The sequence below is a fragment of the Streptomyces sp. NPDC021019 genome, assembly GCF_044333295.1.
Classification (GTDB): Bacteria; Actinomycetota; Actinomycetes; order Streptomycetales; family Streptomycetaceae; genus Streptomyces.
The window spans coordinates 145,301-164,601 of the sequence record NZ_JBIRQR010000010.1 but is presented as its reverse complement, the minus strand read 5'-3'; the positions used below and the strand labels follow the sequence as shown (position 1 = coordinate 164,601).

General features: G+C 67.3%; 12 protein-coding genes. 5 read left to right on the top strand and 7 right to left on the bottom strand.

The window, feature by feature from the left end; genetic code table 11:
- Positions 1-12: 12 nt before the first annotated feature.
- Complete coding sequence (locus tag ACH4RG_RS34680; RefSeq protein ID WP_398540749.1) at positions 13-6,912, bottom strand: RHS repeat-associated core domain-containing protein; 6,900 nt, start codon at positions 6,910-6,912, stop codon at positions 13-15.
- Positions 6,913-7,428: 516 nt separating this feature from the next.
- On the opposite strand from ACH4RG_RS34680, the gene ACH4RG_RS34675 reads away from it, so the two are divergent.
- From ACH4RG_RS34675 to ACH4RG_RS34665, 3 genes are all read left to right on the top strand, one after another.
- Positions 7,429-7,683: a thioredoxin family protein gene (locus tag ACH4RG_RS34675; RefSeq protein ID WP_397925515.1), complete on the top strand. Its 255-nt coding sequence runs from the start codon at positions 7,429-7,431 to the stop codon at positions 7,681-7,683.
- A 381-nt stretch (positions 7,684-8,064) separates the two neighbouring features.
- The gene (locus ACH4RG_RS34670) at positions 8,065-9,177 is read left to right on the top strand and encodes an XRE family transcriptional regulator (protein WP_397925453.1); all 1,113 of its coding nucleotides are present in this window, start codon (positions 8,065-8,067) and stop codon (positions 9,175-9,177) included.
- A gap of 3 nt (positions 9,178-9,180) precedes the next feature.
- The gene (locus ACH4RG_RS34665) at positions 9,181-10,338 is read left to right on the top strand and encodes a hypothetical protein (RefSeq protein ID WP_398540748.1); all 1,158 of its coding nucleotides are present in this window, start codon (positions 9,181-9,183) and stop codon (positions 10,336-10,338) included.
- On the opposite strand, the gene ACH4RG_RS34660 is transcribed toward ACH4RG_RS34665, so the two are convergent.
- From ACH4RG_RS34660 to ACH4RG_RS34650, 3 genes are all read right to left on the bottom strand, one after another.
- Positions 10,328-11,029 (bottom strand): hypothetical protein, encoded by a 702-nt coding sequence (locus ACH4RG_RS34660; protein ID WP_398540747.1) that lies wholly within the window; start codon positions 11,027-11,029, stop codon positions 10,328-10,330. The two genes, ACH4RG_RS34665 and ACH4RG_RS34660, sit on opposite strands and share 11 nt — an antisense overlap.
- A 954-nt stretch (positions 11,030-11,983) precedes the next feature.
- Positions 11,984-13,312: a class I SAM-dependent RNA methyltransferase gene (locus ACH4RG_RS34655; RefSeq protein WP_397925447.1), complete on the bottom strand. Its 1,329-nt coding sequence runs from the start codon at positions 13,310-13,312 to the stop codon at positions 11,984-11,986.
- Positions 13,313-13,487: 175 nt separating this feature from the next.
- On the bottom strand, positions 13,488-15,536 hold the full coding sequence (locus ACH4RG_RS34650) for an APC family permease (protein ID WP_397932426.1): 2,049 nt from the start codon (positions 15,534-15,536) through the stop codon (positions 13,488-13,490).
- A gap of 322 nt (positions 15,537-15,858) precedes the next feature.
- Here ACH4RG_RS34650 and ACH4RG_RS34645 point away from each other — a divergent pair, with 322 nt between their 5' ends.
- Together ACH4RG_RS34645 and ACH4RG_RS34640 are read left to right on the top strand one after the other, a co-directional pair.
- Positions 15,859-16,527, top strand: coding sequence for a potassium channel family protein (locus tag ACH4RG_RS34645; RefSeq protein ID WP_397925443.1), 669 nt, complete (start codon positions 15,859-15,861; stop codon positions 16,525-16,527).
- Positions 16,527-17,204, top strand: coding sequence for a TrkA family potassium uptake protein (locus ACH4RG_RS34640; protein WP_215104752.1), 678 nt, complete (start codon positions 16,527-16,529; stop codon positions 17,202-17,204). The genes ACH4RG_RS34645 and ACH4RG_RS34640 overlap by 1 nt, the downstream gene beginning before the upstream one ends.
- A 104-nt stretch (positions 17,205-17,308) precedes the next feature.
- On the opposite strand, the gene ACH4RG_RS34635 is transcribed toward ACH4RG_RS34640, so the two are convergent.
- From ACH4RG_RS34635 to ACH4RG_RS34625, 3 genes are all read right to left on the bottom strand, one after another.
- Complete coding sequence (locus ACH4RG_RS34635; protein ID WP_397925441.1) at positions 17,309-18,097, bottom strand: DUF3159 domain-containing protein; 789 nt, start codon at positions 18,095-18,097, stop codon at positions 17,309-17,311.
- A gap of 3 nt (positions 18,098-18,100) precedes the next feature.
- The gene (locus tag ACH4RG_RS34630) at positions 18,101-18,526 is read right to left on the bottom strand and encodes an OB-fold nucleic acid binding domain-containing protein (RefSeq protein WP_397925439.1); all 426 of its coding nucleotides are present in this window, start codon (positions 18,524-18,526) and stop codon (positions 18,101-18,103) included.
- A gap of 75 nt (positions 18,527-18,601) precedes the next feature.
- A complete protein-coding gene (locus ACH4RG_RS34625; protein ID WP_397932428.1) occupies positions 18,602-19,297 on the bottom strand; it encodes a response regulator in 696 nt (231 codons plus the stop codon).
- Between the last annotated feature and the right edge of the window lie 4 nt (positions 19,298-19,301).

Genomic DNA, 19,301 nt, shown 5'->3' with positions numbered 1-19,301 from the left:
GCAATCCATGGGTCACGGAACATGGGGGACGCCACGATTAGCTGGCATGTGACCCACCAGCCCTCCCTGGCGGCTAGAACAGGACATACAGTGAGGATACAGCCGCTGCGGGGTTCCCGGGAGAACAAACCTGGAAACGGGTTGGTGGTCCGGAGTCCAGTTCGGGCGCCCCGGAGAAGAAGCTCCGCAACTGTGACAGCCGAACCAGTCCCCGATTCGATTTATTGCGTCCTTCTCTGCTTGTGTAAAGCGCTGCGATTGAGAACGCGCAGGTATTGACTCGACTGCATACGGAGCCGGCTTAGTAAGGTCGCAAGCAGGAGTGGGCCCAACGTTGTGCACCAGGACCGGCGTTGTCCCGGCGAGTACATAGTACGTGTGGAGGTCCGCGACGGTGAGGTTGTAGACCGTCGTGGATGTGCTGCGGTGGGTGACTGCGGTGATCTGTACCCAAGTGCCAGTGCTCGTCTGGAGCCATTGGCCGTCGGTGAGTTGGTCAGCTTGGATCCAGCGGTTCAGGGCAGGGGACCAGAAAGGGTGGCCGTCCGTGGCCGTCAGCGTGTGGGATGTGCCCGTGCCAAGGGTGATGTCGACCAGTTGTTTGTCGCCTGTGCCCTTGATCAGGGCGGTGACGGGGCGGGGGCCGCTTTCACCTGTTTCGGGGTCGGTGGCCAGGACCTCGTCGCCGATCCGGATGTCCTTGATCGGCTTACGGGTGCCGTCCGCCAGGAGGACTGGTGTGTCCGAGGTGAAGCTGTTGCCGGCCGTGAAGCACTTGCCGAGGGAGGCGCCCTTGGCCGCGCCCGCCGCACCGAGCATCCCGGTCGCGCAGCCCATGGCTGCAGAGGTACCGACCTGGCCCCAGTTGACTTTGCGGCCCGAGAGGCGTTGGCCGAGCCAGTCGAGGCCGGCCTCGGAAAGGCCGCCGACGACGCAGCCTGCGAGCAGAGGGTTGTTGCCGGAGGGGTCGGTGTAGGTGGTGGGTGAACTGAGGGCGTACTGGTAGAGGTTGGTGCCGCCGGCGTGGCCGATCGGGTCCTGGGAGATGAAGCGGCCGGACTCCGGGTCGTAGTAGCGGTTGCGGTAGTGGAGGAGTCCGGTTCCGTCGGATTCGCGTCCGGTGAAGGTGTAGGGGTTGGTGGATGCGGTGCCCGAGGTGGTGGGCTGGCCGTTGGGGTCGTAGGTGTAGCGGGTGGCGATGGTGCCGTCGGTGTTGGCCAGGCCGACGATGGAGCCCAGCGCGTCGGTGAGGTAGATCTGTGTGGTGTTGTTCTCGGTCCGGGTCAGGTACTCGTCCAGGCCGGATGTTGCAACGGTGGCTGTCGTGGCTCCTGTGGAGTTCTGTTCCACGAGTGGGTTGGAGCCGTCGGTCAGGTACTTCTTCGTGGCGGTGCCGAGGGTCTTCGCGGTGCGGGTGCCCAGCGCGTCGTAGGTGAAGAGGCTCGATGCTCCGCCGGTTGCGGTGAGTCCGGACAGTTGGCCGCGGGCGTTCCAGGTGTAGGTGCGCTTTCCGTCGTTCTTGAGTCGGCCGTTGGCGTCATAGGTGAAGGAGCGACCGTTGAAGGTGGTGACCCGGTTGTCCTTCCCGTACACCGCTCCTGTCTCCGCCGCGGGCAGCGCGACCGAGGCGAGTCCGCCGGAAATGCCGGTCTGGAGACCCCGAACGTCCCTGGAGTAGGTGAGGTCACCGATACCGGCCGCGCCCTTGGCGTAGCCGATGTTCTTGATGGTGCCTGTCTTGTCCAGTGTGGTGGTGCGGGTGATCCCGCCGGGCAGTGCGGCGGTCTTTTCGCGGCCTACCGCGTCGAGGCCGAAGGTGACCGCTTGGTCGCCGGAGGTGACGGACGTGAGGATGCCGGAGGTGTCGTAGCCATAGAGCGTGGTCTTCCCGGCTGCCGTCATTTCCCTGCGCCGGTCCGCCGCGTCGTAGACGTAGGAGACCGTCCCGGTCGGCCCGGTGACTGTCTTGGGCCGGTCGTATGCGTCGTATCCGAAGGTCTGTGGCCCGGCCTGCGTGTCGGTGATCGTCTTCGGCAGGTCGACTGCATCGTAGGCGTAGGTGGCGGTGGACTCGGCCGTGCCAGCCACGTTCACGCCGTATTTGGTGTTCTTCGCCCGTCCCAGCAGGTCGTACTCGGCAGTGGCGACCTGGCCCGAGCGGCTGGTCACCTTCGCCAGATGGCCCGCAGGATCGTAGGCGAACAGCGCCTGCGCCCCCAACGGGTCTGTCCCCGACTTGGCCCGGTCCGCGTTGTCGTACGCCCAGGAGGTCGCGTTGTTGCGGGCGTCGGTGAGGGTGGTGAGGTTGCCGTTCTCGTCGTAGTCCAGGACTGTGGCCTGGCCGAGCGGATCGGTGACTTTGCGCGTCTGGTTGAGAGCGTCGTAGGTGAGCGTCGTGCGGGATCCCGCCGCGTCGGTCAGGGCCGACGGCCGTCCTGCCGCGTCGAGGAACTGACTGCTGGTGCGGCCCTCCGCGTCCTTGACCGACACCACCTCACCGTTCAAATAGCTGTATTCGGTCACGGCCTGGGAGGCGTCGGTCACCGTCTTCACCTGCCCGTCGGGGGTGTAGGTGAGAGCGGTCTTCCGGTTCTCGGGGTCGGTGACGGTCCGCAGGTCGCCGTCGGCGTCGTAGCCGAGAGTGGTGGTCTTGCCCAAGGGGTCGGTGAGGGTGGTGGGCTGGTCGTACGGACCGTCGTAGACCGCGGTGCCGGACTGGCGCGCCTGTGGTGTGCCAGCGAGTTCGGTGGTGCGGGTGATGTACCCGTTGGTGTCGTAGGCGAGTTCGGTGCGGCGGCCGTACGGGTCGGTGACCGCGTCCACGCGGTGGCGCGGCCCCCGGTGGTATTGGGTAGTGCGGGCGAGCGTGCTGCCGTGGGCCTGGGTCTCCTTGACTCCGTAGCCGGCCGCGTCGAACTCCACCTTTCGCACGGATCCGCCGGGCTGGGTGACCGTAGTGGAGGTGACCTTGCCCGCACCGGTCAGCGTGTACGCGAAGGTGTACTTGGCGCCTTCGGTGAGCGTTTGTTCCTTGACTCGCCCGTTCTCGTAGACGTTGGTCATGTAGGTGATGCCGCGGGCATCCTTTGCCGTCTTTATGCGGTTGGAGGTGCCGTCGTAGGTGTAGGAGCTCACCTTGTTGGCAGGGTCGGTAACTGTGCTCAGCCGGCCTGCGGTGTCGTAGGTGTAGGAAGTGGTGCGGCCGGCGTTGTCACGGACCGACGAGACGCGCTTCTTGGCGTCGTAGGCGAGGGACATCCAGCGGCCACCGGGGGTGGAGATCTGCGTGATCTCGCCCTTGTTGCCGGCTCGCGTCAGCTGCACCGCGTTGCCGTGGCGGTCGCGGATCTCCTTCAGGGGCGCGTACTGGGGGAAGATCCAGGTGGTGCCGTCACGGAACTTCAAGTGCCACGATCTGTCGCCCCACACGATTTTCGATCCGTGGTATTCGGACGGGGTTCCAGCGGGTTCGAAGACCGCGTCAACGAAGCCCGTGCCGGGTGAGGTGCGCACGAAGGGGACGGACTGGCCGCCGGGGAGGTACAGGTCGACCTGTTCGTACTGCTTCTTCGAGTGCAGGAAGACGTTGTAGGAGAGGTCGCGTCCGATACCGAAGGCGCGGGTTCGTGTGTCGCCCTGCCAGTAGGTCCGGGTGATCTCCGCCGAGCCGCGGGAGTCGGACACGGCAAGGTCGGTGCGCGAGTCGGTGAGCATTCCGGTGGACAGGTCCACGGGGTCGCCGGAGAGCCAGTCGAAGGCGTCCTTCACCCACGGCAGATCCCAGGGCAGCCAGTCGGGAATGTTGAACATCGCGCCGTGAAAGGCCCAGACCCGTGTCTTGGCATCAGGCACGACCTGACGGCCGTCCGCGGACACCTTCCCGTGCCCGTAGACGAACCAGCCCTTCTTCTTCGGGTCATAGTCCATGAACTCCACGCGGGTACCAGGGGCTTCGCGTGTGTAGTTCGGATAGATGATCTGTGCGCCCTTGGGAAAGACGTACGTGCCGCCCGGCTGCACGGTGAAGTACACCGGAACGACGCTGTTCTCGGGCAGCGGGAACGGCGGCCGGTCGATGGGAATGGCGGTGATTCCCAGCTCCGTGACCGGCTTGCCCTTCTCGTCTCGTACCACCGAGCCCTTGGGAATGCGGACTTCGAGCCCGGGGATTTTTGGGGTCTTCAGTACGACGTCGGACTTCGCGGGCGCGGCGAAGCTCACCGTGTTCTTGGTGTCGAGGGGTGTCATCCAGATCGGGAACCCGAGGTCGACGCTCTGACCGGTCTTCGGGTTGATGTGTATGTCGAAGCGGCCGTACTGCCGCTTCTTCGTGTTGGCTGTGGAGCCGTCGACCACCAGGGTCTTCGCGTCGGAGCTGATGCCTGCCAGCAGGAAGCGGCCGCGGGAGTCGGTTCTGGCCGTCTTGTCGCCGACGGAGACAGCGACCTTCGCCAAAGGCTTGCCGTCCAGCTTCAGCACGTGACCGGTCAGCGCCGTTCTGCCCGGGGGCGAACGAAGCTTCTGGGGAGCTTTCGGCTCATTGCCGCGGCTTGTCACCCAGTCCCGGCCGGCTTTCTGCTGCTTGCCCGGCTGCCAGGCATCCGCCCCCTTGGGAACGATCCCTGCCCCACTGCTCGTTTCGTCACCGTTGCTCGCTGCGGTGGCGGATCGGTCCTTGAGGCCGAGAGTGACCTGACCGGTCGACGGGCCTACCGGGGCGATCACCAGGGTGTATGTGCCCGGGGTTAGGGAAGCGAAGGACGCCGAAGTATCCGTTTTGAATATATACGTGAAGTCTCGGACGTCCCCTGTTGAACCGATCAGCGTCGCGAACCAGTCGAACGCCGACGGAGCCTCGATCTCAAGGTTCGGTTTGGCGCCGTTCGGCGACTCGACCGTGAAGGTGAAGTAGGCGTGCACGTACGGCTGGGAGATCACCGCCGTCTGCTTGGCTCCGCCCAGCGTGAGTGTTCCGGCGTTCACCGCGGGCACCCGTGATGCGGTCACAGTGCCTGCGGTCGTACGCAGGGGCTGGACCAGAAGCAGGTGTGTTCCCTGCGGTAGGGGTGCAGGAAGGGCTGCTCCGGCCTCTCCCGATGTTCCACCGATGTATCCGGCGCCGTGCACGAGCTGACCGCCGGGGGTGACTCTTGCGACGTTGCCGCCCTGCATCGCGTTCGGTCCGGAGAGGATGACCGAGATCCCGCTGCTGTCTGCGGCGAGGACGGGAACGATGAGCTGCTGGCCTGGCCGTGTCAGTTCCGTTTGTGTGCTGGGGTTACTGATGGTGAGGGGGGCGGCTGTTACCGGCGTCGAGAGCCAGAACTTCATCGATCCGGCGGAGGCCGACTGCGGCTGGAGCACCACTGCGTAGTTGTTTCCAGCAATCAGGTCGTTCAAGTGCAGACTGCCGCCGCTGTTCGCGATGACGATTCCGTGCCCTATGACGTGCTCTCCATCGGCTTCCCGTGCCTGGAGGGAGGAATTCGTCGGGATGGTCACGTCGGTGACGCCGAGTCCCACGATTCTGCCGGGTGGTGCGGTGAACTCCGCTTGCACCCGTTGCCCGCGTCGCGCCGCCACCGATACGGAGGCCGCGTCCGGGGAAAGGGAGATCTTGATGCCTGCTGACAGCAGAAGTCCCAGTGTTCCGGTGACCCCCGGGTCGGGGTTGACGGTGACGACGTAGGTTCCTGCCTCCGGCAGGTTCCCCAACTCGACTGTCGTGGAGACTCCGGGAGCGTGGGGCCCACCCACAGCGACAGTGGGACCGGACGGCGCCTGCACTGTGACAGTGGCCCTGCCGGTGAAGGTGCTGTCGAGCGCGCCGATCGTGAGATCGTCGCCTTTCTGGGCCTCGAAGACGGTGCGCGCCGGCTGCCCCGGCCTATTCAGACTGACCTGGGTAGGCGTTGCGTCGGTCGGTGCGATCCTGCCTGCATCCAGGGGCAGAGACGCGGTGACCGTGACGGTCCCCGGCCCCGTGCTTGCGTCGGCCGGCTCGATGACCAGGGAATACGTTCCGGAGATCGGCAGGTCGGTGAGGTCCCAGTCGAAGAGTTCGCCGGGACGCACCCACACGTCATCGAGTTCGACATCCTGGGGGGAGATCATCCGCAACCGCAGGTCGCCCTGGAACGTCGAGCCGGAGAGGTGGAACGTCAGCGAGTCGCCCGCGTCGGCGTCGATCAGCACACGGGCTCTCTTGTCGGAGGCTGAGATCGTGACCGAGGGCGGCGTCTCATCGGTCGGCGACGTACCGACCGTTGTCTCGAACTCGTTTCCCTCCAGCGGAACATCGAAGTAGTCGGGAGCCGTCTGCTGGCCGTCAGGGGTCTCGACCGTGATCCGCCCCGCCTTGGCTCCCGGGGGGACCTTCACCGTCAGAGCCGTGTCGGTGCGTTCGACGACCTCCGCGATCCTGCCGCCGGCGAAACGCACAATGTTATCCGTTTTCGCCGATGCGAAGCCGGACCCGGAGAGCACTACCACTGTTCCTGGCGGGCCGCTGGTCGGCGCATAGGACGTGACGCTGGGATTGCCCAGGGCGGGGGTGAAGGTTTCTGCAGAGGCTGCGCTGGCAGTGCCGACTGCTACGGAAACCGGCCCTTTGACCGCGCCTGAGGGAACGGTCACCACGAGTCTGGTGGCCGAAGCTGACGTGACCGTGGCCGTCTTCGTTCCGAACGTGACCTTGTTGGAGGCCGCTGTTGTCGAGAACCCCGTGCCGGAAAGAGTGACGCTCGCACCGGACGCGGCACGGACGGGAACCAAGGAGAGAACGGACAGGGCGCTCGACGCGAAGCGGTCCACGCCGAGGCGGTTGCCCGCAGCGTCGTAGCGGTAGCGGGCGGTCTGGCCTCCCGGGGCCGTGACACCTACGAGACGGGATGCCGCATCGTAGGCGTACACCGCATTGTTCGTGGTCGGCTCGGCGGCCGCAGGCGCAGTCGGCCCCATGGGGCTGCCCCAGGACCATCCCGACTTCCGAAGCCACGATCCTGGTGACGGCGAGGCCCAAGATGACGAGGATGACCGCCCATAGCCATGCATGGACAAGGCCAGCCGAGCTCACTCGTGCAGGTGAGGTCAGCTGCATCAGATCTGATCGACCCAGCCTATTCACGGCAGCACGAAGGTCACGCTATGCCTCGCCCGTGCCACTGCGACATAGAACTTCGCCTGCTCATTGGGGACGTTGAAGTCGCGGGCCTTGTAATAGGTGATCACGGGCTTCGCCGGGAAGATGAGTACCCGGCCGTAGGGGCTGCCCTTCGAGGCGGCAGTGTTATCGCCTCAAGATCGCCCGTCTTGGTACGCCGGTCCCACCGCAATACGACCGGCGAGTACGGCGCTACGTACCCCGGCACGTCCGACCCTCGGATGTCGAAGATGCCGTCATGCCCTGTCAGTTCCGCGTTCTTCGAGATGGTGCGGGGCAGCTTCGGGCAAAGGTCGTCTGCAAAGACCCCCTCGCTGGAAGCCATCGCCGCCGAGCACGGCAAGCGGATCAAGATCGTCAGACTGAACATCGACGAGAACCCGGAGACAGCCGCCGCGTACGGCCTCGTGTCCATCCCGACGATGAACGTCTTCGTCGGGGGCAGGGTCACCAAGACCATCGTCGGAGCCAAGCCCAAAGAGGTCATCGAGCGCGAACTGCGCGGCCTGCTCAACGTCTGATCCGAGGCCGTTGGCCTGACCATAAGCGGTGACCAGCATGTGCTGGTCACCGCTTGTGCGTTCGGCGGCGGGGAGACCACGCCATCCGTGCGGGCCCATACGTCAGCGCGGAAGTGGAGACATGATCTGCAGCTCAGCCCCCGCGAACACCGGGCAGCACTCGCGCTGCGTGGGGTGACACCGGCACGGGGGTCCGGTCAACCAGCGACCGACACCACGCCCTCGGTGCTGAAAGGTTCTCTAGAGCAGTGGAGTTGGACTGTCAGTGGGGTCTGGTATGCATGGAGCTGTGACGAGCCTCGGATCATGTGCAGAATATTTTGAGGCATAAAATCGTGTATTCTCTGGGGAGCTGAACTCGCCAGGGCTGGAGGTGGGCACGTGCGCGACCAGAGGAGCTTGGTTGCGGATCCCGGGATGCTCACGCTGGCCCGTGACTCGCGCGGCTGGACACAGTCCGAACTTGCTGACGAGATGACACGTCTTGATGGCAGCCGCATCACCCAGGGGTACGTCAGCCGTGCCGAAGCCGGCCGCATCCCCGTCAGGCACGGGCGCGTGCAACTGTTCGCCGACGCCCTGCGCTACACCGCCGACACCTTGTGCCGCGCCACTGATACGGCCGGGACAGGCGTCGGACTGGTTCACCACCGCAAGCGTGCTTCCCTGGGGGCGCCCGCCCTGCGTCGGATCCATGCAACATTGGCGCTCACCCGGCTCCAGGTCGACTCCTTGGCCCGGGCAGCGGACCTTCATCGCCACGACCGGTTTCGGCGCGTGGAGGTCAACGACTTCGACACTCCCGCAGATGCGGCGGAGACGATGCGTGAGGAGTGGAGCGTCCCCGCAGGACCCATCGAGGACATGGTCGCTCTGCTCGAAGATGCCGGCGCTCTGGTCGTAGTCCGGGATCTCTGCACCACCGAGCTCGACGCCGTGAGCCAGTGGCCCCCCGGCGGGTATCCGTTGATCCTGCTCAACTCGCATGCACCCGGGGATCGTTCACGCTTCAGCCTGGCGCATGAGCTGGGTCACCTGGTGATGCACGGCGAGCCGGGAGAGGGACGCGTGCAGGAGGACCAGGCCAACCGGTTCGCCGCCGAATTCCTCATGCCCCACGATGCAGTCCTGCCCGAACTGAAGCCAGGCATCGACGTGTCCCGCCTGCTGGACCTCAAGACTCGGTGGGGGGTGTCGATGGCAGCCCTCATCAGGCGCGCCATGGACTTGGGAGTCATCAGCGAATGGCACTACCGCACGCTCATGGTCGAGTTGTCCGCTCTCGGTTACCGCACCAGAGAGCCGACCACCATCCGGCGCGAAACCCCGCGCCGTCTCGCTCAAGCCGTCACCCGGCTTGAGCAGCAGCTCCACCTCACTCCGACCGAGACCGCCTACCTGGCGGGCCTGGGTCGCGAGGAGTTCCACGAGATCTACTTGTGCGCTTCTTCTCCGTCCGGACACAAGGACGTGCCGGACTCTCCTGCGAGGTGATTCATGAGCAACACCCCCTCCCCGAGGCGGCGACCGCCCGCCCTGAAGACGCTCGACCACACCGTTGCCGCCGTGCCGCTTCTCCAAGGGCGGGTGCTGCTCCACGAAAACGCCGTCAATCTTCCGCGACCGCGCCACGCGCTCGATGACGACTTCAGCGGCGTCGTAATGACCGGAGCCAAAGCCGACGAGCGGGCCTTCCACCTTCGCAGCACGGTCGGCTACAAAGGCACCCTGCTGATCGACAGCGCCCCCTACACCACCTACGTCGCGACCGCGGCCGAGCCGTTCATGGTGCCCACCGACGAGCTGTTCGCCTCAGTGGACACCTCGTTGGCCTTCCAGAAGGCACGTGGAGCGAGCGCGGCACTGACCCCGACCGGCTACATTCCGCCCGCGGACTCCAAGACGCTCAAGGCAGTGATACGCGAGGCCAACAAGATCGAACGCGCCGATACCGTCGTGACGCTCCCGATCGACGTCACGTGGCTGAACCGCGAGAACATCGGTCAACTCATCGCGGTCTGCATGAAGGTCCGGCACCCGAAGGCCCTCGTCCTCTTCCGCCAGTTCGATCCGCTGGAGCAGACGAAGGACATCCCCGCCAATCTGCGCCGCCTGCTGGCCGAGGTCGAGCACGTGGCGCTCCTGCGGACCGACCTCGCTGCGCTTGACGCGATCGCTCATGGCGCCTTCTGCGCCGGCATCGGCGTGCAGAGTTCACTCCGCCACGCGATCCCGCCCGGCGAGAAGGCCCAGGTCAACAAGGCCGGCCCCACCTACCCGAACGTGCTGATGCCGGAGCTCATGTGCTTCAAGGGCGCCGAGTCCCTCGCCAGGCTGTACGGCAACGTGAATCCCGCAACATGCTCCTGCGAGGAGTGCGACGGGCGTGGACTCGATCGTTTCCTCCTGCCGGACGGCGAAACCCGGCGCGAGGCCGACAATCACACTGTCCTCACGTGGAGCGACTGGGTCACCGAAATGGCCGGCCATCAGCCAGGCACTCCGCGCAAGTCGTGGTGGCGCGACAAATGTGCGGCTGCGATCGACCGATACGCGTTGGAGAACCAGCGCATCGGCCTGGGCGCCAGCCTCAGGTCCGGATTCCAGGCGCCCTCGCCGCTCAAAGCATGGGCGACACTCCCCGTCACCCCGTAGCGAGCCGCAGGCTGGGTGCTGAGGGGAGCTGGCGGTGGACGTCTTCCAGGAACTTCCAGCCGGCGACGGTATGACGTCTACGCACGAAGGGACGCGGCGGCACCACCACTTCCACCGAGTCTCCCTGAAGCGTGAGCAGGCCGATGCCGTAAAAGTCTGCGCGCAGCACAGCATCATCCTTGCGCCGCAACACGCCGTCCACCACAATCGCGCGAGAACAGAACGGGGTAAATCGCTCCGCCTTCTCGATCGCCGACTCCCAGCTTCGGCCGGGCACGAACGCCATGTCGATATGGACAGGCTGCGCCGCTCGACGGGTGATCGACCCGTCCCTGTGGACCGCCGCGCCCTTCGGAAGGGACTTCAGCACCCGCCGCTCCCTCTCGCTCAAGGAGCCGGCCGGAACCGGCTCGCCCAGGGGCAGCGACATGAGGAAATCCAGCACGTCAGGTCGCGTCAACGGCGGCATCCCTTCAACTGCCCGCCGCTCCCGCTCGAGCGCGTCATGCCGATAGGCCACAACAGCTTCCGTCCCGAAGGCTTCGACGAGCGCGAGCTTCGCCTCGCGGGGCACGAGGTCGCAGGGAGCCAGCACACCTGCGACGACATCCATCTGCTCTCGCGCCACGACCGACATGAACCAACCCGCTTTCGTCTCGAACTGACGCCCTCGTCCGCGGTGCGCCTGCACGCCCCTGCTTACCCTCAGGCACCCATCACCGGAAGAACGAGCGGCTCACGTTCACACGATCCACTCGCCAGTCCCCTCCCGGCCGCAGCCAAGCGGGACCGACACTCCTAACCAGCCTTCCCCTGCCCGAGACACGGGAACGCCTCAGCACGGATGGCCAGGCTAGTACGGGCACTCGTACGCCCGACGGCCACCTCCTCGGATGATCGCGAAACGGCCAGCACCCGTCACAGGCCGACCAGCAAGCGTCCACGGCGGCCACCAACGAACGACGGCGATCCTAGCCACCACAAGCGGCCATGCCTACATCTGTCCGAATCCTCATGCCGCCTGCCAACCGCCGCGCTCTTCCACCCGCGCCAGGCGGAGTGCGGCTGAGAGCATGCCCGTGAGGCATTCGCACGGTGGGGAGTTCAGGTGCCACGACAGCTCAACGAACGGCAGCAACAGGTGCTGCAGTGGGTCGCCCGAGGCTGCCCTGACGGCGCGCGGGAAGGAACCGGGCACAAATTCAGCTGCCAAGCCCTGCACAGTCGCGGACTGGTCAAAGTCTCCAAACGGCAGGGGCGGTGGTCCGTCGCGCCCACCAAGGCCCGCCAGCAGCACCTGGACCACGGACCCCATCCGTCGGAACAGCCTCGCGGCAAAGACACCGCTCCCGCGCCGCAGGCTGGAATCCAGTCATCCGACGTGACCAAGAGCAAGAAGTCCCGCGTCAAGGCAGCCGCGCCCGTGCCGGTTCAGTCAGCGACGGCGGAACGGACCGCTTTCCTTCAAGTCTCCGCAAAGTCAGACCTCGGAAACTACATCCGGTACCCAGCGCGACCTGCACGATCGTCAGACTGACACCCCATCAGAACGAGCGTCAAATGAGCGTCACGAGCGTCATTTCAGCGTCAAGATATCGCCCGTAACGCCCACACCGCACATAATGCGCACGCACGAAACCGCAGGTCAGGTGCCCTTTGTGACCGGTTCAAGGATGGCAACGCACTCCACGTGGTGGGTCATCGGGAACAGGTCGAACGCCCGCAGCGTCCGCACCTTGTACCCCCCGTCCCGGAAGTACGCCAGGTCCCGTGCCAGCGCCGCCGGGTCGCAGGCCACATAGGCGATCTTGCGTGCGCCCAGTCCCGACAGGTGCTTGACCACCTGCTTGCCCGCGCCCGCGCGCGGCGGGTCCAGGACGATCAGGTCGCACTCCGTGATGCCGGTGCGCGGCAGGACCTGGTCGACCTTGCCGTGTTCGATACGGACCCGGTCCAGGTCCTTCAGGTTGTGGCGGGCGTCCTCGACCGCGCGCTTGCCGGACTCGATGCCGAGGACCGCGCCCTTCTCGCCGAGGCGCTGGCCGATGGCGCCGGCGAACAGGCCGACGCCGCAGTAGAGGTCTAGGGCGGTGTCGTTCTTGCGGGGCAGCAGGCCCTGCATGACCGCGCGGACCAGGGTGTTGGCCGCCTGGGGGTGGACCTGCCAGAAGCCGCCGGAGCCGACGCGGTAGGTGCGGTCGTCGGCGCGCTCGCGGACGAAGGCGCGGCCGTGGACGCGGTGGACGCCGCCGTCCTTCTCGTCGACGCGGAGCACGGAGACCGGCTGGTCGAGTTCGACCAGGGGGAGCCGGCCGCCGGGCTTCGGGGTGAGGATGACCTGGCGGTCGCTGGAGCCGGTGGCGGTGATGGCCTCCACCGCGGCGATCTGGGGCCACTCGCGCTTCTCGACGCCGAGCTCCGAAACGCCCGGCGCGGCGATCAGGCAACGGTCGATCGGCTGGACGTCGTGCGAGCGGTGCTTGCGCAGGCCCGCGCGGCCGTCGCCGTCGACGGCGTACTGGACGCGGGTGCGCCAGGCCGGCACCTCGCCCGCGGGGAGCTTGTCGCCCTCGGCCGGCATGACCGTGCCGTCCCAGCCCGCCTCCTCGGGAGTCAGGCCAGCCAGCCGCAGGAGCTGCTCGGCGATGACCTCGCCCTTGAGGCGGCGCTGCGCGCCCGGCTTGGCGTGCTGCCAGTCGCAGCCGCCGCACATGCCGGGGCCGGCGTACGGGCAGGGCGCCTCGACGCGGTCCTTGGACGGCTCGATGATCCGTACCGCGTCGGCCCGCAGGAAGCGGGAGTCCGTGTCGCCGTCGGTGACCCTGGCGATGATCTTCTCACCGGGGAGCGTGTGGCGTACGAAGAGCACTTGGTTCCCGGCGGTGCGGGCGATGCAGTGGCCGCCGTGTGCGACGGGCCCGACCTCGACCTCGTACTCCTCCCCGACCAGCGACGATGTGGGTTCGTTCTGCATGAGGGGAGGCTCCAGGGAGAAAGGGGGCAAACGGTCGGGCCTGCGGCCGGACAACAGCCCACCAGTCTACGCGGACGGGGTCAGGGTGCTTACCACGACCGGCCCCGCCGCCTCGCGCCTTCCGGACGGGGTCCTGACGTTCGCACGCCACCGGCCGGTCTCCCCCGTGGCGGTCTCACCTCTTGCGGTTCGGCTCCTTGTGCCTCCGCTCGACCGGGCCCCGGCGGACCGAGCCCGGGGCGTTCCATTCGGCGCGCTTGCGTGCCCGCCTCTTCGCCGCCTCGGAGGACTGGAGCTGGTACGGGACGGAGGTCACCATGACGCCCGGGGTGAAGAGCAGGCGGCCCTTCAGGCGCAGGGCGCTCTGGTTGTGCAGCAGGTGCTCGTACCAGTGGCCGACCACGTACTCGGGGATGTAGACGCTGACCACGTCGCGTGGACTCTCGCGGCGCAGGCCCTTCACGTACTCGATGACCGGGCGGGTCACCTCGCGGTAGGGCGAGTCGAGGATCTTGAGGGGAACGTTGATGGCGCGCCGTTCCCAGTCCTCGCGCAGCGCCTTCGTCTCGTCCGGGTCGACGCTGATGGAGAGCGCCTCCAGGCGGTCGGCGCGGATCAACTGGGCGTACGCGAGGGCGCGCAGTGTGGGGCGGTGGAGCTTGGACACGAGGACGATGGCGTGGACGCGGGAGGGGCGCACGCTCTCGTCCGCGGGCGTCTCGTCGGCGGCGATCTCGGCGGCGACCCGGTCGTAGTGCTTCCGGATCGCGGTCATCGTGCCGTAGAAGATGACCATGCCGAGCAGGGCCACCCAGGCGCCGTGGGTGAACTTGGTGGCGAGGACGATCACCAGGACCACGCCGCAGAAGAAGGCGCCGAAGGCGTTGATGGCGCGGGAGCGCATCATGTGGCGGCGGTTCGCCTGATCCCGTTCGTCGGTCAGCAGGCGGTTCCAGTGCCGCACCATGCCGGTCTGGCTGAGGGTGAAGGAGACGAACACCCCGACGATGTAGAGCTGGATCAGCTTCGTGGAGTCGGCTCCGTAGACCCAGACCAGCAGGATCGCCGCACCGGCCAGCAGCACGATGCCGTTGGAGAAGGCCAGGCGGTCGCCGCGCGTGTGCAGCTGGCGCGGCAGGTAGCGGTCCTGGGCGAGGATCGAGCCGAGCAGCGGGAAGCCGTTGTACGCGGTGTTGGCGGCGAGGAAGAGGACCAGGGCGGTGGCGGCCGCGAGGATCACGAAGAGGAGGGAACCGTGGCCGAAGACCGCCTCGGCGACCTGGGCGATGACCGGGTCCTGGGTGAAGTCGGCGCCGACCGGGACGCCGTCGCGGATCAGGTCGGCCGCCGGGTTCTCGGCCATCTTGACGTCGGTGGCCAGGGCCAGGCCGATGATGCCGCAGAACATGGTGACGGCGAGCAGCCCCATCATGGCGAGCGTGGTCGCGGCGTTCCTGCTCTTCGGCTTCCGGAACGCGGGCACGCCGTTGCTGATCGCCTCGACCCCGGTGAGGGCGGCGCAGCCGGAGGAGAAGGCCCGCAGGAGGAGGAAGACGAGCGCGAGGCCGGCCAGCCCCTCGTGTTCCGGCTTGATCTCCAGGTCGGCGGTGGGGGCGTGCATCGTGTCGCCGAGGACCACGCCCCGGAACGCGCCCCACAGGATCATGAGGAAGACGCCGGCCACGAAGAGGTAGGTGGGGATGGCGAAGAGCTTTCCGGACTCCTTGACGCCGCGCAGGTTCATCAGGGTGAGCAGGACGATGGCGCCGATGGCGCAGAGCGTCTTGTGCTCGATGACGAACGGGATCGCGGAGCCGAGGTTCTCGACGCCGGAGGAGATCGACACGGCGACGGTGAGGACGTAGTCGACGAGCAGGGCGCTGGCGACGGTCAGTCCGGACTTGGGGCCGAGGTTGGTGGTCGCGACCTCGTAGTCGCCGCCGCCGCTCGGGTAGGCGCGGACGTTCTGCCGGTAGGAGGCGACGACCGTGAACATGAGGACGACGACCGCGACGGCGATCCAGGGGCTGAAGTGGTACGCCGACACTCCCGCGATGGACAGCACGAGGAGGACTTCTCCCGGTGCGTAGGCCACCGAGGACAACGGGTCGGACGCGAAGACGGGGAGTGCGATGCGCTTGGGGAGGAGGGTCTCCCCGAGCTTGTCGCTGCGCAACGCCCGGCCGATCAGGATCCGTTTGGGCAGGTCGGTCAGTTTGGACACGCTGAGGATCGTAAGCGGAGCCCGTGGCCGAAACGCACGCCCTTTCGACGTGGCCCCGCAATCTCCTGCGGTCGGCGGAGAACGCCCCGTAATTCTTTAACGCAATCCTTGCGCCCGTTCGGCCTATTTTGCTTTCCCTTTGCCGGAGTGCGCGAGGATGCGGACACTCGGATGAGGGATCGGCTTCTCCGGCGCTTAAGCTCGACTCCGGGCCGCGCCGCGGGTGTGTGTCCCGTTGGTGGCCCAGCAAGCTGAGAGAGAAGTGTGAGCAGCGTGTTTTCGCAGGTCAGCCGGATGACCAGGACGGCGGGGTAGGCGCACAGTGCACATCGTCATCATGGGCTGCGGGCGCGTCGGGGCCGCTCTCGCACAGACCCTGGAACAGCAGGGGCACACCGTCGCGGTGATCGACCAGGACCCCACGGCGTTCCGTCGCCTGGGGTCCGGATTCGGCGGTCGCCGGGTCACCGGGGTCGGCTTCGACCAGGACACCCTCCGCGAGGCGGGCATCGAGGACGCCGGGGCGTTCGCCGCGGTCAGCAGCGGCGACAACTCGAACATCATCGCGGCCCGGGTGGCCCGCGAGATGTTCTCCATCGAGAACGTCGCCGCGCGGATCTACGACCCCCGCCGCGCCGAGGTCTACCAGCGCCTCGGCATCCCCACCGTGGCGACGGTCCGCTGGACGGCGGACCAGATGCTGCGGCGGCTGCTGCCTTCGGGCGCCGAGCCCCTGTGGCGCGATCCGAGCGGGGGTGTGCAGCTCGCCGAGGTGCACACGACGCCGTCCTGGATCGGCCACAAGATCAGCACGCTCCAGGAGGAGACAGGGGTCCGCGTCGCCTTCCTCACCCGGTTGGGCGAGGCCATGCTGCCGAGCTCGCAGACCGTCCTCCAGGAGGGCGACCTGGTCCACGTGATGATGCGTACGGACGAGATCGCCAAGGTCGAAGAGGCCTTCGCCCAAGGTCCCGAGGAGGACGGTCACTGATGCGTGTGTCGATTGCCGGGGCGGGCGCGGTGGGCCGTTCCATCGCCGCCGAGCTGCTGGAGAACGGGCACGAGGTGCTGCTGATCGACAAGGCGCCGACCGCCATCTCGGTGGAACGGGTCCCGATGGCCGAGTGGCTGCTCGCGGACGCCTGTGAGATCACGTCGCTGGACGAGGCGGCGCTGCAGCGGTGCAACGTGGTGATCGCCGCGACCGGTGACGACAAGGTCAATCTGGTCGTCTCGCTGCTCGCCAAGACCGAGTACGGCGTGCCGCGCGTGGTGGCCCGGGTGAACAACCCGAAGAACGAGTGGCTGTTCAACGAGTCCTGGGGCGTGGACGTCGCCGTGTCGACGCCGCGTCTGATGTCGGCCCTGGTCGAGGAGGCGGTGAGCGTCGGCGATCTGGTCCGGCTGCTGCGCTTCAGCCACGGCGACGCCAACCTGGTGGAGCTGACCCTGCCGCCGGAGTCGGCGCTGGCCGGCACCCGGGTCGGGGACGTCGCCTGGCCCGAGGACACCTCGCTGGTGACGATCATCCGGGGTACCCGGGTGCTGACGCCGAGCCCCGAGGAGTCCCTGGAGGCCGGTGACGAGCTGCTGTTCGTGGCCGCCCAGGCGCGCGAGGAACAGTTGGAGGACCTGTTGTCGGTCCGCCGCGACCTTTCGGAGGACTGACCGACCGGACCGGAGCACTGACCGGCAGAGCCAGGGGAAGGGGCCCGGAACCGCTCAGCGGTTCCGGGCCCCTTCCCCTGGGATGCCGGGTGTACGGATACGGGTCAGGCGTCCGGGTCGCGGAGCGCCGCGGCGGCCCGCGCCTTGCGCTCCTTCTCGGCCTGTTCCTCGGCCTCCATCTCGGCGAAGACGTCGATGGGCGCCGGCGCCTTCGCGAGGAAGACCCAGGTCAGGTAGACCGCGAGCAGGAACGGCGGGATCTTCAGCGCGATGAGCACCCAGCCGAACTCGGTGGTGTCGGCCCACCAGTAGAGCGGGAAGAGGATCGCGCACTTGGCCAGCAGAATGAAGCCCCAGGCGTAACTGGCCTTGGTGTACGCCTTCTTCCGGCCCGGGTTACGGGTCCGCCAGGAGAGGTTCTCCTTGAAGACCGGGCCGAGGATCAGGCCGATCAGCGGCACCCCGGCGACGGCGGTGCCGATGTAGGCGACCGCGAGGCCCAGGGTGTAGAGCATGCCCGGCAGGTAGAAGTCCTTGGCCTCGCCCGTCATCTTCGCGAAGACGACGCCGAAGGCCACCCCGAAGACGCCGCTGAAGGCGTGCTTGACGGTGTCCCGGCGGATGAGCCGGACGGCGACGAGGGCCAGGGACACCGCCAGGGCGGCGATGGCCGAGGCGTTCAGGTTCTTGTTGATGGTGAAGATCGTGACGAAAAGCAGTCCGGGGAGGACGGTCTCCACCATGCCTCGCACACCGCCGAAGGCCTCGAAGAGGGCGGCCTCGGTGACGGCCTTCGCGTCGTCCTGCTGAGCGGCGTGCCTCCCGCCGGCGTGCTGCGGGTCCGTGCGGTGGGGCTGGTCCGTTTCGGACGTCGGCTTGTCGAGAGACGTCACCGGCTACTCCTTGCCGAGCGGTCGGAGTTCGTATGTGGGGTTGAACAGCACCCGGCGGCCATGGCTCATGGCGACCCGCCCCGAGGCGATGATCCTGCGGCCGGGCTCGATGCCGACGATGGAACGACGGCCGAGCCAGACCACGTCCAGCGGCTCGGTGCCGTCGAAGAGCTCCGCCTCCAGGGCGGGCACTCCGGCCCGGGGACGGAGGGTGACGGTCCGCAACGTACCAGCCACCTTCACGATCTGCCGATCGGAGCACTCGGAGATCCGGGTGCATCCGGTGACCTGCGCGTCCTCCCGCAGCTCCTGGGACTCCAGGTCCTCCTGGGAGCTGGAGAGCCGGTCGAGCATACGGCGGAAGCGCCCGGAAGGTCTCGCCGCCTTCCCGGCCTTCCCGGCTTTCTCGGATCGGGGAACGACACTCATACCCGAAGGGTACCGGTCCTGCGGGCGGTACACGGAGGCGCTGGGCGACCACTCGAAAGGGTGAGCCGGCACCCGTCAGCCGCGCTCGAAGCGGTAGCCCATGCCCGGTTCGGTGACGAAGTGCCGGGGGTGCGAGGGGTCCGCCTCCAGCTTGCGGCGCAGCTGGGCCATGTAGACCCGCAGATAGTTGGTCTCGGTGCCGTAGGAGGGGCCCCAGACCTCTTGGAGGAGCTGTTTCTGGCTGACCAGCCGGCCGTTGTTGCGGACGAGGACCTCCAGCAGATGCCATTCGGTGGGGGTGAGGCGTACGTCGCGCCCGGACCGGTGCACCTTCTTCGCCGCCAGGTCGACGGTGAAGCCCGCCGTCTCGACCAGCGCGATGTCTTCGGCGCCGCCCTCCTGGCCGACCGGTTCCGCCCGGCGCACCGAGGCGCGCAGCCGGGCCAGCAGCTCGTCCATGCCGAACGGCTTGGTGACGTAGTCGTCCGCGCCGGCGTCCAGGGCCTCCACCTTCTCGTCGGAGGTGTGGCGCGCGGAGAGTACGAGGATGGGCACCCGGGTCCAGCCGCGCAGGCCCCTGATCACCTCGACCCCGTCCATGTCGGGCAGCCCGAGGTCGAGGAGGACGACGTCGGGGTGGCGGGCGGCGGCGAGCTGGAGGGCGGTCGCCCCGTCGGGCGCGGCATCGACCTCGTACTGCCGCGCCTTCAGGTTGATCACGAGGGCGCGGACGATCTGCGGCTCGTCGTCGACCACAAGCACCCTGGTCATCGCG

What these genes read in the sequence shown, in the direction of transcription:
- ACH4RG_RS34675 (WP_397925515.1), top strand. Translation starts at nt 7,429, where the DNA reads ATGGTGCGGGGCAGCTTCGGGCAAAGGTCGTCTGCAAAGACCCCCTCG.
- ACH4RG_RS34665 (WP_398540748.1), top strand. Translation starts at nt 9,181, where the DNA reads ATGAGCAACACCCCCTCCCCGAGGCGGCGACCGCCCGCCCTGAAGACG.
- ACH4RG_RS34630 (WP_397925439.1), bottom strand. Translation starts at nt 18,526, where the DNA reads ATGAGTGTCGTTCCCCGATCCGAGAAAGCCGGGAAGGCCGGGAAGGCG.
- ACH4RG_RS34625 (WP_397932428.1), bottom strand. Translation starts at nt 19,297, where the DNA reads ATGACCAGGGTGCTTGTGGTCGACGACGAGCCGCAGATCGTCCGCGCC.
- ACH4RG_RS34655 (WP_397925447.1), bottom strand. Translation starts at nt 13,312, where the DNA reads ATGCAGAACGAACCCACATCGTCGCTGGTCGGGGAGGAGTACGAGGTC.
- ACH4RG_RS34640 (WP_215104752.1), top strand. Translation starts at nt 16,527, where the DNA reads ATGCGTGTGTCGATTGCCGGGGCGGGCGCGGTGGGCCGTTCCATCGCC.